Annotated in this window: 12 protein-coding genes, 1 pseudogene and 1 riboswitch; of the genes and pseudogenes, 10 read left to right on the top strand and 3 right to left on the bottom strand. The window is 69.2% G+C overall.

From position 1 onward, the window contains the following. The first annotated feature begins 88 nt into the window (after positions 1–88). Positions 89–1,342: an Ig-like domain-containing protein gene (locus ACFQ7Q_RS35435; protein ID WP_383562512.1), complete on the top strand. Its 1,254-nt coding sequence runs from the start codon at positions 89–91 to the stop codon at positions 1,340–1,342. A 3-nt stretch (positions 1,343–1,345) separates the two neighbouring features. Here the strand turns inward: ACFQ7Q_RS35435 and ACFQ7Q_RS35430 are convergent, their stop codons facing one another. Then, positions 1,346–1,747, bottom strand: a complete 402-nt coding sequence (locus ACFQ7Q_RS35430) for a hypothetical protein (protein WP_362363701.1) — start codon at positions 1,745–1,747, stop codon at positions 1,346–1,348. 177 nt (positions 1,748–1,924) lie between these two features. On the opposite strand from ACFQ7Q_RS35430, the gene ACFQ7Q_RS35425 reads away from it, so the two are divergent. The 6 genes from ACFQ7Q_RS35425 to ACFQ7Q_RS35400 all read left to right on the top strand — a co-directional run bounded on the left by ACFQ7Q_RS35425 (position 1,925) and on the right by ACFQ7Q_RS35400 (position 9,070). Then, positions 1,925–2,545, top strand: a complete 621-nt coding sequence (locus tag ACFQ7Q_RS35425) for a heme-copper oxidase subunit III (protein WP_329121452.1) — start codon at positions 1,925–1,927, stop codon at positions 2,543–2,545. Between the two features lie 67 nt (positions 2,546–2,612). Further along, the gene (locus ACFQ7Q_RS35420) at positions 2,613–3,422 is read left to right on the top strand and encodes a c-type cytochrome (RefSeq protein WP_383562510.1); all 810 of its coding nucleotides are present in this window, start codon (positions 2,613–2,615) and stop codon (positions 3,420–3,422) included. Continuing rightward, positions 3,419–4,471 (top strand): Rieske 2Fe-2S domain-containing protein, encoded by a 1,053-nt coding sequence (locus tag ACFQ7Q_RS35415; protein WP_383562508.1) that lies wholly within the window; start codon positions 3,419–3,421, stop codon positions 4,469–4,471. The genes ACFQ7Q_RS35420 and ACFQ7Q_RS35415 overlap by 4 nt, the downstream gene beginning before the upstream one ends. Next, a complete protein-coding gene (locus tag ACFQ7Q_RS35410; protein ID WP_383562506.1) occupies positions 4,468–6,093 on the top strand; it encodes a cytochrome bc complex cytochrome b subunit in 1,626 nt (541 codons plus the stop codon). Before ACFQ7Q_RS35415 ends, ACFQ7Q_RS35410 begins: the two co-directional genes overlap by 4 nt. 129 nt (positions 6,094–6,222) lie before the next feature. Continuing rightward, the gene (gene trpD, locus ACFQ7Q_RS35405) at positions 6,223–7,287 is read left to right on the top strand and encodes an anthranilate phosphoribosyltransferase (RefSeq protein WP_383562504.1); all 1,065 of its coding nucleotides are present in this window, start codon (positions 6,223–6,225) and stop codon (positions 7,285–7,287) included. Positions 7,288–7,364: 77 nt separating this feature from the next. Next, positions 7,365–7,481: riboswitch (SAM riboswitch) on the top strand. A 188-nt stretch (positions 7,482–7,669) separates the two neighbouring features. Continuing rightward, positions 7,670–9,070 carry an aminotransferase class V-fold PLP-dependent enzyme gene (locus ACFQ7Q_RS35400; RefSeq protein ID WP_383562502.1) on the top strand — a complete coding sequence of 467 codons (1,401 nt, stop codon included), beginning with the start codon at positions 7,670–7,672 and terminating at the stop codon, positions 9,068–9,070. A gap of 264 nt (positions 9,071–9,334) precedes the next feature. On the opposite strand, the gene ACFQ7Q_RS35395 is transcribed toward ACFQ7Q_RS35400, so the two are convergent. Continuing rightward, positions 9,335–9,616 carry an Lrp/AsnC ligand binding domain-containing protein gene (locus ACFQ7Q_RS35395; RefSeq protein WP_362013392.1) on the bottom strand — a complete coding sequence of 94 codons (282 nt, stop codon included), beginning with the start codon at positions 9,614–9,616 and terminating at the stop codon, positions 9,335–9,337. Then, a pseudogene (locus tag ACFQ7Q_RS35390) lies at positions 9,613–10,413 on the bottom strand (rhomboid family intramembrane serine protease). Before ACFQ7Q_RS35390 ends, ACFQ7Q_RS35395 begins: the two are co-directional and overlap by 4 nt. A 150-nt stretch (positions 10,414–10,563) precedes the next feature. On the opposite strand from ACFQ7Q_RS35390, the gene ACFQ7Q_RS35385 reads away from it, so the two are divergent. The 3 genes from ACFQ7Q_RS35385 to ACFQ7Q_RS35375 all read left to right on the top strand — a co-directional run bounded on the left by ACFQ7Q_RS35385 (position 10,564) and on the right by ACFQ7Q_RS35375 (position 13,490). Then, complete coding sequence (locus ACFQ7Q_RS35385; protein ID WP_260228851.1) at positions 10,564–10,806, top strand: hypothetical protein; 243 nt, start codon at positions 10,564–10,566, stop codon at positions 10,804–10,806. A gap of 34 nt (positions 10,807–10,840) precedes the next feature. Continuing rightward, positions 10,841–12,205 carry an NYN domain-containing protein gene (locus ACFQ7Q_RS35380; protein WP_383562500.1) on the top strand — a complete coding sequence of 455 codons (1,365 nt, stop codon included), beginning with the start codon at positions 10,841–10,843 and terminating at the stop codon, positions 12,203–12,205. Positions 12,206–12,461: 256 nt separating this feature from the next. Beyond that, the gene (locus ACFQ7Q_RS35375) at positions 12,462–13,490 is read left to right on the top strand and encodes an NlpC/P60 family protein (RefSeq protein ID WP_383562498.1); all 1,029 of its coding nucleotides are present in this window, start codon (positions 12,462–12,464) and stop codon (positions 13,488–13,490) included. The last annotated feature ends 76 nt before the right edge of the window (positions 13,491–13,566 follow it).

The following is a 13,566-nucleotide window of genomic DNA, read 5'->3' as shown; positions in this document are numbered from 1 at the left end:
CCCGGACACTTCGTCACCCGAAGTGTCCGGGCCCCTCGTTTGCAGCACTCGGCGCGCTGGGTGCGAGGAATGTTCTTACGGTGATGTCATGAACGACACGCCGCGCATTCGGACTGTTCTGAGCTGCACTCTTTTGGCCCTCTTGGTCACCGCCGGCGCCGGTGCCTGCGCGGGCACCGACGGCCACCCCCTCTCGGCGAAGCCCTACGACGCCGCGGAGCAGGTCTCCTTCAACGCCCCCGCCGACGGCAAGAAGGCCGACCCGGACAAGGCGCTGGAGATCACGGCCAAGGGCGACGACGGCCGCATCACCGACGTGGCGGCCATCGACGAGAGCGGCCACCACCTGGCGGGCGAGCTGACCGCGGACGGCCAGAGCTGGCGCTCCACGGGCTCGCTGACGGCAGGCACCCGCTACACCGTCAAGGTGTCCACGGAGGACGAGGACGGCGCCCCCGGCACCCGTACGTTCACGTTCGAGACCGCCCCGGCCAAGCGGGGCCTGACCGCGACGTTCGGCCCTGAGGCGGGCACGTACGGCGTCGGACAGCCCATCACGGCCGACCTCAGCCTCCCCGTCAAGGACAAGGCGGCCAGGAAGGTCGTCGAACGGGCCCTGAAGGTCCGCTCCACACCCGCCGTCGAGGGCTCCTGGTACTGGGTGGACGACAGGAAGCTGCACTTCCGCCCGAAGGAGTACTGGCCCGCGGGCGCGTCGGTCTCGGTCACCGGCAACCTCGCCGGCGTCAAGGTCGGCGACAAGCTCTACGGCGGTGAGTCGAAGCCGCTGAAGCTGACCATCGGCGACCGGATCGAGGCCGTCGCGGACGCGGGCTCGTTCTCCATGACCGTGCGGCGCAACGGAGAAGTGATCAAGACCATCCCGGTGACCACCGGCAAACCGGGCTTCTCCACCCGCAACGGCATCAAAGTCGTCCTCGGCAAGGAGTATTTCGTCCGGATGCGGGGGACCAGCGTCGGCATCGCGGAGGGCAGCTCGGAGTCGTACGACCTGCCCGTCTACTACGCGACCCGGGTCACCTGGAGTGGTGAATACGTCCACGCCGCGCCCTGGTCCGTAGGCTCACAGGGATTCGCGAACGTCAGCCACGGCTGTGTCGGCATGTCGACAGGCAACGCGGCCTGGTTCTTCGAGACCGTCCGTCCCGGCGACATCGTGCAGACCGTCAACAGCATCGGCGACACGATGGACCCGTTCGGGAACGGTTTCGGCGACTGGAACCTGGCCTGGGACAAGTGGCGTCAGGGCAGCGCCCTGGTGGCCGACACCAAGAGCGCCGCCCACCAGCCCGACCCGACCCGTCTGCAGCCGTCGATCTAGCCCTCAGGCGTCGATGGACAGCCGTGAACGCAGCAGGGCCGCCAAGGACGCCGCGAACTCGACCGGTTCCACCGGAAGGGTGACAGCGGCGTCCGCACGGCTCCAGGTGGCCAGCCAGGCGTCCTGCGGGCGGCCGATGAGGAGCAGTACCGGCGGGCACTGGAAGACCTCGTCCTTGATCTGCCGGCACACGCCCATCCCGCCCGCCGGCACGGCCTCGCCGTCCAGGACGCAGACGTCGATCCCGCCCTCGTCCAGGCGCTTCAGAACGGCCGGGAGTGTCGCGCATTCGAAGAACTCGACCGGCGGAACGTCGGCCGCGGGCCTGCGCCCCGCAGCCAGGCGCACCTGCTCCCGCGTGTTCGCGTCGTCGCTGTAGACCAGGACCGTGGCGCTCGACTGCATCGTTCCTCCGTGAAGGTCATCAACCGATGCGGCGGATGCTACTCCGTCCCACACCCCGTCAACACCGGTTCGACACCGCCAGGGAGACCCCTTCGATGGGCCGTTCGGGCTGGACACACGCCTCTGACACTCCGAACGGCACCCCCCGGAGTGAGGGCGGGATAAGCGACCGACATAATGTCGGTCGTGGCGACAGTAACGACAGTAGAAACCGGGCACGCGCACCCGTCGGTCAATCGACCGAACCTCACCAGCGTCGGAACCATCATCTGGTTGAGTTCCGAGCTGATGTTCTTCGCGGCCCTCTTCGCGATGTACTTCACCCTGCGATCGGTGACCGGTCCCGAGTTCTGGGAGGAACAGGCCTCGGCCTTGAACTTCCCGTTCTCGGCGACCAACACCACGATCCTGGTGCTTTCCTCCCTCACGTGCCAGCTCGGCGTCTTCGCCGCGGAGCGGGGCGATGTGAAGAAGCTCCGGACGTGGTTCATCATCACGTTCGTGATGGGTGCGATCTTCATCGGCGGCCAGGTCTTCGAGTACACCGAGCTGGTCAAGCACGAGGGTCTCTCGCTCTCGTCGAACCCGTACGGCTCGGTGTTCTACCTGACCACCGGCTTCCACGGCCTGCACGTGACGGGCGGTCTCATCGCCTTCCTGCTGGTCCTGGGCCGGACGTACGCCGCCAAGAGGTTCACTCACGAGCAGGCAACCGCCGCCATCGTCGTGTCCTACTACTGGCACTTCGTCGATGTCGTCTGGATCGGCCTCTTCGCCACGATCTACATGATCAAGTAATCGGGTCCCGGGACCCGAGCACATCCAGCAAGCATCGACGCAGAAGATCCTGACACCGGGGTAATCCGTGAAAAAGCTCTCCGCACGACGACGCCATCCGCTGGCGGCGGTCGTCGTCCTACTTCTCGCGCTGGCGGCCACTGGGGGGCTGTACGCCGCGTTCGCGCCCGCGGGCACGGCGAAGGCCGTTGAAACCGCCCAGTCCCTCGCCATCGAGGAGGGCAAGAAGCTCTACTCCGTCGGCTGCGCCAGCTGCCACGGAACCGGCGGTCAGGGCACCACTGACGGCCCCTCCCTGGTAGGCGTCGGCTCCGCCGCCGTGGACTTCCAGGTCGGCACGGGCCGTATGCCGGCCCAGCAGCCGGGCGCCCAGGTGCCGAAGAAGAAGGTCATCTACACGCAGGCTGAGATCGATCAGCTCGCGGCGTACATCGCCTCCCTCGGTGCCGGCCCGATCACGCCGAAGGCGAGCCAGTACAGCCCCGAAGGCGCCGACATCGCCCGTGGTGGCGACCTGTTCCGCACCAACTGCGCCCAGTGCCACAACTTCACGGGTGAGGGTGGCGCGCTGACGTACGGCAAGTACGCCCCCAACCTCGAAGGCGTGAGCCCGAAGCACCTGTTCGAGGCCATGCAGACCGGCCCGCAGAACATGCCCTCCTTCCCGGACACCACCCTGCCGGAGAAGGAGAAGCGAGACATCATCGCGTACGTCCAGGCCGTCAACGGCGAAAAGGCCGACAGCCCCGGCGGGCTCTCGCTCGGCGGCCTCGGCCCGGTCAGCGAGGGTCTGTTCGCATGGGTCTTCGGCCTGGGTGCGCTGATCGCAGTTGCCGTCTGGGTCGCGGCCCACACCGCTAAGGCCAAGAAGTCATGAGTAGCCAAGAGATTCCAGAAGAGAACCTGCCCGCTGAGCAGGACACCGCGCACGGCGCGGTGAAGGTCCTCGACGACCCGTTCGCCGACCCGGGCCTTCCGCCTCACAAGCCGCGCATCCAGGACATCGACGAGCGGGCCGCCAGGCGGTCCGAGCGTGCGGTCGCCTTCATGTTCACGCTGTCGATGCTGGCCACGATCGGCTTCATCGCCTCGTACGTGATCTTCCCGGTCGACAAGATCGTGTACATCTGGCCGTTCGGCCGGGTGTCCGCGCTCAACTTCGCCCTGGGTTGGACGCTCGGCCTGGCGCTGTTCTTCATCGGCGCGGGCGCGGTCCACTGGGCCCGCACCCTGATGTCCGACGTCGAGATCGCCGACGAGCGTCACCCGATCCAGGCCTCCCCGGAGACCAAGGCGAAGGTCATGGCGGACTTCGCGGCCGGTGCCGCCGAGTCCGGCATGGGCCGTCGGAAGCTGATCCGCAACACCATGTTCGGCGCGCTGTCGCTCGTCCCGCTCTCCGGCATCGTGCTGCTGCGTGACATGGGCCCGCTGCCCGAGAAGAAGCTCCGGACCACCCTGTGGTCCAAGGGCAAGCAGCTCATCAACATGAACACGCACGAGCCGCTGCGTCCCGAGGACGTCGCGGTCGGTTCGCTGACCTTCGCGATGCCCGAGGGTCTGTCGGAGCACGACCACGACTTCCAGGTCCAGATCGCCAAGGCCGCCCTGATGATCGTCCGCATCCAGCCGGAGGACATCAAGGACAAGCAGGAACTGGAGTGGGGTCACGAGGGCATCGTCGCCTTCTCGAAGATCTGCACCCACGTCGGCTGCCCGATCTCCCTGTACGAGCAGCAGACGCACCACGTGCTCTGCCCGTGCCACCAGTCCACCTTCGACCTCTCCGACGGCGCCCGCGTCATCTTCGGCCCGGCCGGTCACGCCCTCCCGCAGCTGCGGATCGGCGTGAACGACAAGGGCTTCCTCGAGGCGCTCGGCGACTTCGACGAGCCCGTCGGCCCGTCCTTCTGGGAGCGCGGATGAGCACTGTGACCGACACCAAGAAGAAGGCGCCCGCCGGTGAGCGGGTCGCCGACTGGGCCGACGGCCGCCTGGGGATCTACTCCCTGGCCAAGGCCAACATGCGGAAGATCTTCCCGGACCACTGGTCCTTCATGCTCGGTGAGATCTGCCTCTACAGCTTCATCATCATCATCCTCACGGGCGTCTACCTGACGATGTTCTTCCACCCGTCGATGAACGAGGTGGAGTACCACGGCAGCTACGTCCCGCTGCAGGGACAGCTGATGTCCGAGGCGTTCAACTCGACCATGCACATCTCCTTCGATGTGCGCGGTGGTCTGCTCATCCGGCAGATCCACCACTGGGCGGCGCTGATCTTCCTCGCCGGCATGTTCGTGCACATGATGCGCGTGTTCTTCACGGGCGCGTTCCGCAAGCCGCGTGAGATCAACTGGCTGTTCGGCTTCCTGCTGTTCTTCCTGGGCATGTTCACCGGCTTCACCGGTTACTCGCTCCCGGACGACCTGCTCTCCGGCACCGGTGTCCGCTTCATGCAGGGCGCGATCCTGTCCGTGCCGGTCATCGGCACGTACCTGTCGATGTTCCTGTTCGGCGGGGAGTTCCCCGGCGGCGACTTCGTGGCCCGGTTCTACTCGGCCCACGTCCTGCTGCTGCCCGGAATCATGCTGGGTCTGGTGGTCGCCCACCTGATCCTGGTCTTCTACCACAAGCACACGCAGTTCGAGGGCCCCGGCCGTACGAACAAGAACGTCGTGGGCATGCCGCTGCTGCCGGTCTACATGGCCAAGGCCGGAGGCTTCTTCTTCCTGGTCTTCGGTGTCATCGCGATCGTCGCGGCGATCGCCTCGATCAACCCGATCTGGGCGCTCGGTCCGTACCGGCCCGACCAGGTCTCCACCGGCGCCCAGCCCGACTGGTACATGGGCTTCGCCGAGGGTCTGATCCGTGTCATGCCGGGCTGGGAGATCAACCTCTGGGGCCACACGCTCGTCCTGGGCGTGATGATCCCGCTGGCGATCTTCCCGGCGGTCCTCGCGGCGATCGCGGTCTACCCGTTCATCGAGTCGTGGATCACCGGCGACAAGCGCGAGCACCACATCGCGCAGCGCCCGCGCAACGCTCCGACGCGCACCGGCTTCGGTGTCGCCTGGATCACCGCGTACATGATCATGCTCATCGGTGGTGGAAACGACCTCTGGGCCACCCACTTCCACCTGTCGCTGAACTCGATCACCTGGTTCGTCCGGATCTTCTTCTTCGCCGGACCGGTCATCGCGTTCATCGTCACCAAGCGGATCTGCCTCGGCCTCCAGCGCCGGGACAAGGACAAGGTGCTGCACGGTCGCGAGTCCGGCGTCATCAAGCGTCTGCCGCACGGTGAGTTCGTCGAGGTGCACCAGCCGCTCAGCCAGGGCGAGCTGTACAGGCTCACGGCCCACGAGCAGAACAAGCCGGCCGAGCTCGGCCCCCTCGTCGACGAGAACGGCGTGGAGCGCAAGGTCGGTCGCATGGAGAAGCTCCGGGTCAAGCTCAGCAAGGGCTACTACGGCGACGACCACCAGATCGCCAAGCCGACCGCCGAGGAGTACAAGGAGATCACCAGCGGCCACGGCCACCACTGATCACCTGATCCCTTGACCTGAAGGTCGCCACAGCGGGAGCCCCGTCCATTCGATGGACGGGGCTCTTTGCCGTCCCCGTGGGTCGATAGGGTGGGTGCTGTATCCGTTACGTGATGACCAGGAGCTGCCATGAGCGCTGCGACCCCCGCTGGAGGACCTACGTCGGCGGGCCGCTCCTGGCCCGCCGTACTGGACGGACTGCTGACCGGCCGCGACCAGAGCGCCGAGGACACCGCCTGGGCGATGGACCGCATCCTGCGGGGTGAGGCGACCGACGCCCAGATCGCCGGCTTCGCCGTCGCCCTGCGTGCCAAGGGCGAGACCGTCGAGGAGATCACCGGCCTCGTCCGGACCATGTACGAGCACGCCAATGTGATCGAGGTCCCCGGCCCGTCCGTGGACATCGTCGGCACCGGCGGCGACGGCGCGAAGACCGTCAACATCTCGACCATGTCGGCGATCGTCGTGGCCGGTACCGGCGCGAAGGTCGTCAAGCACGGCAACCGCGCCGCGTCCAGCGCGAGCGGAGCCTCCGATGTCCTGGAGAAGCTCGGCGTCAATCTCCAGCTGACCCCGCAACGGGTCGTCGAAGTCGCGGAGGAAGCCGGGATCACCTTCTGCTTCGCGGTGAAGTTCCACCCGGCGCTGCGCCATGTGGCCGCGGCCCGCAAGGAGCTCGGCATCCGGACCACCTTCAACTTCCTCGGTCCGCTCACCAACCCCGCCCGGGTGAAGGCGCAGGCCACCGGTGTGGCCGACGCCCGGATGGCGCCGATCATGGCCGGGGTGCTCGCCGAGCGCGGCTCCTCGGCGCTGGTCTTCCGCGGCGACGACGGCCTGGACGAGCTGACGACCACGGCCACCTCGCGCGTCTGGGTGGTACGGGACGGTGCGGTGCGCGAGGAGGCCTTCGACCCGCGGGACGTCGGCATCGAGCTCGTACCGGTGGAGGCGCTGCGCGGCGCCGACGCCTCGTACAACGCCGATGTCGCCCGCCGGCTGCTCGCGGGCGAGACGGGACCGGTGCGGGACGCGGTCCTGCTGAACTCGGCCGCCGCGCTGACGGCGCTGGAGCCGGGCGGGGGAACCCTGGTGGAGCGGCTGCGCGAGGGGATCGCCGAGGCGGCCGAGTCGATCGACTCGGGCGCGGCGAGGCAGGCGCTGGAACGCTGGATCGCGGCCAGCAACAGGTAGGAGCACCGCGTGGACCCCGTTCCGGAATCCGGAACGGGGTTGCGCGGTGGCGATCACGTGGCATACGTTCTGTACCAGGTCATGAGTGACAGTCATTAAGCCCCGGCTGACTGTCCGGCAACCCTCCGTCCGTGGCGGGGTGCCCCGGGTGAAGACCAGGCCGTAGGCAGCAAGGTCTACGGCAAGCGCGGACCCCTGCACACCCTGGGGTCCTGGTCCTCAAGGGAGCAGTCTCGTGAGCAAGCGAATGCGCTAGGGCCGACGGCCCCGTTTTCCCACCCTCCGCACGAACACCGTGTGTCGAGGCAACACCCGTACGCGGCACCCCACTTCGCGCTGCCCTGCGGGCCCTTCGCTGCCATTCCTGCCAGGAGATACCGCCATGTCCGCGTACCCGAACGCCGCCGCCACCTCTGCCACCGCCACCGACTCCGAGGCCGGCGACCCCTGCTGCGCCGCCCCGCTCCCGGTCCTGGGGCGGGACGTCACCGTCCCGCTCGTCACCGGGGGCGAGGTCACCTACGCCGCGCTCGACTACGCCGCCAGCGCGCCGGCCCTGCAGCGGGTGTGGGACGACGTCGCCGCGTACGCCCCGTACTACGGCAGCGTCCACCGCGGCGCCGGGTACCTCTCGCAGCTCTCCACCGACCTTTTCGAGAACAGCCGCGTCACCGTCGCCGAGTTCCTCGACTGCCGCCCCGGCGACCAGGTCGTCTTCACCCGCTCCACCACCGACTCGCTCAACCTCCTGGCCCGGACCCTCCCCGCCGGTTGCGAGGTCTTCGTCTTCGAGACCGAGCACCACGCCTCGCTCCTGCCGTGGCAGGACGCGCAAGTCACCTACCTCAACGCCCCGCGCACGCCCGCCCAGGCCGTCGAGACCCTGGAGCGCGCCCTCGCCGACCGCGACCCTTACGGCCCCGCCCTCGTCTGCGTCACCGGCGCCTCCAACGTCACCGGCGAGCTGTGGCCGGTGAAGGAGCTCGCCGCCGCCGCACACGCCCACGGCGCCCGGATCGTCCTCGACGCCGCCCAGCTCGCCCCCCACCACCCCGTTTCCGTACGGGAGTTGGACGTGGACTGGGTCGCCTTCTCCGGCCACAAGCTGTACGCACCCTTCGGCTCCGGGGTGCTCGCCGGTCGCGCCGACTGGCTCCAGGACGCCGAGCCGTACCTCGCCGGCGGCGGCGCGTCCAAGAAGGTCGCACGGCGCGCCGACGGCGGAGTGGACGTCGAGTGGCACACCAACGCCTCCCGCCACGAGGCCGGTTCGCCGAACGTCATCGGGGTCTACTCCATCGCCTCGGCCTGCAAGGCGCTCACCGAGGCCGGGTTCGACACCCTCGTCGCCCGCGAGCAGCACCTCATCGACACCGTTCGCGAGGGGCTGGCCGAGGTGCCCGAGGTGAAGGTGCTCTCGCTCTTCGGCGACGACGCCCCGCGCGTCGGTGTCATCTCCTTCGTCGTCGCGGGCTGGAACAGCTCCCACTTCGCCGCCGCGCTCTCCGCCGAGTACGGCATCGGTGTCCGCGACGGTCTCTTCTGCGCCCACCCGCTGGTGCGCACCCTGCTCGGCAGCGACCCGCAGACCCAGGGCGAGTGCGGGGCCCCCGAGGCCGCCCCCGGCGAGAAGTCGCTCAACGCCATCCGCGTCAGCTTCGGCGCCGGTACGCCCGACGAGCACGTGGAGCGTTTCGTACGGGCCGTGAAGGAGCTCGTCCGGGACGGAGCGCAGTGGAAGTACCGCACCGAGGACGGCCGTTGCGTCCCGGACCGCGGCTGAGCCGCCCCGCCGCGGATGACGAGGCCGTCGCGGGCCGGCGGCATCGCATCGAAGGTCTCGGCCGGCGCGGCGATGTCGTCCCGGCCCTGGACAGGGCCGCCGGGTCGGTTCGGCGGCCGTCGCGTGTCACTCGTACGGGTGCAAGGATGCGGCCCCGGCGGCCCGGTCGAAAACCGGTCGTCGTCACGGGCCGGCGCGCGTGAGAGGCCGCCGGGACGAGGCTGCGGTGAGGATTCCGTCATCCCCGCCGCGGTGTCCTCCGGGTCAGGACTCCAGGCCGATGGCGAAGGCCGCTTCCAGGTCGTGCTGGGAGTACGTACGGAACGCGACGTGCGTGTCCGTCGCCTCGACGCCGGGGATCTTGCTGATCCGGCCGGGGATCACGTCCGCCAGGTCGTCGTGCCGGGGCACGCGGACCATGGCGATCAGATCGTAGGTGCCGGTCACCGAGAAGACCTCGCTGACGCTGTCGAGCGAGGCGATCGACTCCGCGATCTCCGGGATGCGGTCCACACTGGTCTTGATGAGCACGATCGCGGTGATCACGGCTGGCTTACTCCCTCGGTCGCCGCGGCTTGGACCTTCACTCTAGCCCGCCCGCCTCCCGCCACCACCCTGCCGACGAGGCGCTACGCGCGCTGCACCCTTCCCCTGTACCGCCCCCAGGCGTAGAGGAAGCCGAAGGCGAAGCCCAGCACGTGGGCCAGATAGGCAACCCCGGGCCCGGACCCGGCCGTCCGCGCCGCCAGCCACTGCAGCACGAACCAGAAGACCAGGACGATCCAGGCGGGGAAGCGCAGCGGCAGGAAGAAGAGGAACGGGAAGAGACTGGTCACCCGGGAGCGCGGGAAGAGGTGGAGGAACGCGCCGAGGACCCCCGAGATCGCCCCCGACGCACCCACCAGCGTCTGCTCGCTGCTCGCGTACGCGGCCGCGTAGCCGAGCAGGGCCAGATAGCCACAGCCGAGGTAGAAGAGAAGGAACGGGACCGCGCCCATCCGCTCCTCGGCCATCGCGCCGAAGACGTAGAGGAAGAGCATGTTCCCGAGCAGGTGCAGCCAGCTGCCGTGGACGAAGAGAGCGGTGAGCGGGGTGAGCAGGGTGCCCGGCTCGCTGCTCATCAGCTCGGCCGGCACGACTCCCCAGCGGTGGAAGTACGCGCTCTGCGCCGCGAGGGCCGCGTCCCCGGTCCCGTTTCCCGGATCGAGGCCGGAGACCGGGCTGATCAGGAAGGTGAAGCAGCAGACCGCGATGAGGCCGTACGTCACCGCAGGTCCGGTCCGGGCGCCCCGCCAGACGCCGAGGGCCGCCTTCCGCCAGTCGGTCTGCCGCCGGTCGATCATGGACAGATCATTGCGTAACGGTGCTCAACTGGACAGAGTGCCTCGCCGCGACACGGGGTACCTGCGAGGCCGTAGGGTGACGGGCAGTACTTCCGCAGTTCGACGGCGCACCGCGGCACCCGCACTCGCATCATGAAAGAGGACGGCACGATGACGACGGTTCCCCTGCCGACCGCCGAGACCCGCTGGCGCTGCACGCTCTGCGGCAATCTGACCCGGTTCGACGTGACCCGCTCCTCCAAGGTCGTCGAGTACGTCCATCTGGACCTCGCGGGCGAACCGAAGGTCGAGGAGCGCGAGGTGGTCAGTGAGACCATCGAGTCGGTCCGCTGCCGCTGGTGCAACGCGGTGGACCAGATCGAACTCGTGGACAGGCCCGGCACCGCCTCCTGACGGAGCGGTGCGTATGACGATGGGGTGACGGATCGTGGAGCAGCCCGCGCACGGTGGTGAGCCGGCCGGCGCGGCAGGTGACGCTGCCGAGACGCTCGACCGCCCGCTGCCCGACGGCGTGCGGCGGAGGGTCGTCGCGCTGGTCTCGGACGCCTTCGGCGGGCTGACCGTCGCGGAGCTTCCGGCACCCCTTCGGCAGTACGCACGGTTCACCGCGAGCCGGCGCGCCAAGTTCGCGGGCAACGCCATGGCCGCCGCCCTGGAGGGCGACCCGCTCTTCCGGCAGCGGATCGGCGAGCGGTTCAAGGAGGCCGAGCCCGAGTTGGCCGGGGCCGTCGAGTCCGGCGCCCCGCCCGCCGCCGCCGACCCCGTCGACGTCGCCGCGGCTGCCTATGTGCTGCGCCCCACGGGCTGGGTCAAGCTGGTCGCCGCCGCCGGCGAGGAGGCCCAGCGCGCGGACGCCGAGCGGGCCGACGAGGCGGGCCGGCGTGAGCTGGAGCGGCTGCGCGAGGAGGTCGCCACCGCCAAGGAGCGCGGCCGCGCGGAGACCGAGCAGCTGCGCACCGATCTGGAGGCGGCCCGCAAGGAAGCCGAATCGCTTCATCGCAAGCTGCGCAGCGCCCAGAGCGATGTGAAGCGCGGTGAGGCCGCGCTCCGGCGCGTCCAGGCCGAGATCGACACCTTCCGCGCGGAGGCGGCCGCGCAGGTCTCGTCCGCCGAGAGCGAGACCCGGCGGCTCAAGGCCCGGCTCGGCGAGGTCGAGGCGGCCCTGGAGGCCAGCCGACGGGCCGCCCGCGAGGGGCGCTCCGTGGAGGACATGCGGCTGCGCCTGTTGCTCGACACCGTGCTCGACGCTGCGCAGGGACTGCGCCGCGAACTGGCCCTGCCGCCCGTCTCGATCCACCCCGCCGACACCGTCGACGCGGTGGAGCCCGGCCGGATGTCGCCGAAGGACATCGCGGCCCGGGCTCTCTCCGAGACCGACCCGGCGCTCCTGGACCAGCTCCTCGCCCTGCCGCAGGCGCATCTGGTCGTGGACGGCTACAACGTCACCAAGACCGGCTACCCGACGATGCCGTTGGAGAAGCAGCGGCTGCGGCTGCTCGGCGGGCTCTCCGCGCTCGCGGCCCGCTCGGGCGCCGAGATCACCTGTGTCTTCGACGGGGCGGAGCTCGCGGCCCCGGTCCTGCTCGCCCCGCCGCGCGGGGTGCGGGTGCTGTTCTCCAAGCCGGGTGTCACCGCCGACGAGTTGATCCGGCAGCTGGTGCGCGCCGAGCCGCCGGGCCGGCCGGTCGTCGTGGTCTCCACCGACCGCGAGGTCGCCGACGGTGTGGCGAAGGCCGGTGCGCGGCCGGTCACGTCCGCCTTGTTGCTGAAGCGGCTTTCGCGCACCTCGTGACGCCTCGTAACTCCTGGGCGTAATGCCCGAATTCTGGAGGGCGCACGGTCAAGTGGCCGCTACTGCCCGTGTGGTCTGTGTAAATAAAGTGCTGCGTGAGCGAGATTTTGCCCATGAGGATTTGAACTGATCACAACTTGGTCACTAGGGTCAGGCCTCGAACCTTCGCGCGGTTGATCATCCATCCGGGATGGCAGCGGAGGAACCGCCTGCCGCAGCCTGGTTGGGCGGCTCGAGGAAGAAGGAGATCGCCTTCGTGGCGTCCCACCGTCGTCCCAAGCAGCCGAGCCGCACCCGCGTGACCGTGCTCACCGCGACCGCCGCAGCAGCTGTCGCGCTCTCCGCCCAGACCGGCGCCCAGGCGGCTCCGAAGCCGAAGATCGACGACGTGAAGTCGAAGGTCGACAAGCTGCACCACGAGGCCGAGGAGGCCACGGAGCAGTACAACCTGGCCGAGGAGCGCCGGGGCAAGCTGCAGAAGGAGATCGGGGCCGTCCAGGACAAGGTGGCCCGCGGTCAGCAGGAGCTCAACACCCTGCGGGACAGCATCGGTTCGGTCGCCAGCGCGCAGTACCGCTCCGGTGGCATCGACCCGGCCCTCCAGCTCTTCCTCTCCTCCGACCCGGACACCTACCTCGACAAGGCGTCCGCGATCGACCAGCTCGGCGCCAAGCAGGCCGACGTGCTCCAGTCGATCCAGGCCAAGCAGCGCACCCTCGCCCAGCAGCGCGCCGAGGCGACGACGAAGCTCGCCGACCTCGAGGACGTCCGCAAGACCCTCGGCGAGAAGAAGAAGACCTTCCAGGGCAAGCTGGCCGAGGCGCAGAAGCTCCTCAACACCCTGACCGCCGCCGAGCGCGCCAAGATGCAGGAAGAGGAGCAGCGCGCCAGCCGTGCCGCCGGCGACCGCGTCGACCTCGGCAACGAGGTCCCGGCCTCGCAGCGTGGTGCCGCCGCCCTCAGCGCCGCCGCCACCCAGATCGGCAAGCCGTACGTCTCCGGCGCCGAGGGCCCCAACTCGTACGACTGCTCCGGTCTGACGCAGTGGGCCTACCGCCAGGCCGGCGTGACGCTCACCCGCACCACCTACACCCAGCAGAACGACGGCGTGAAGATCGGCCGCAGCCAGCTCAAGCCGGGCGACCTGGTCTTCTTCAACAGCCTGTCCCACGTGGGTCTGTACGCGGGCAACGGGCAGATCCTGCACGCCCCCAAGCCGGGCGCCTCGGTCCGCTACGAGTCGATGAGCTACATGGGCACCTTCCAGTTCGGCGTGCGCATCTGACGCATCCCGACATGACGCCCAATCGGGTGGTTCGTCGCATCCTTCGCTGACGTGACGCCCCGCCGGTGACCTGTGG

This window comes from Streptomyces sp. NPDC056527 (assembly GCF_042794475.1).
Taxonomy (GTDB): Bacteria; Actinomycetota; Actinomycetes; order Streptomycetales; family Streptomycetaceae; genus Streptomyces.
Note: the sequence above shows the minus strand (reverse complement) of the source record. Positions and strands in the feature narration are given on the sequence as shown.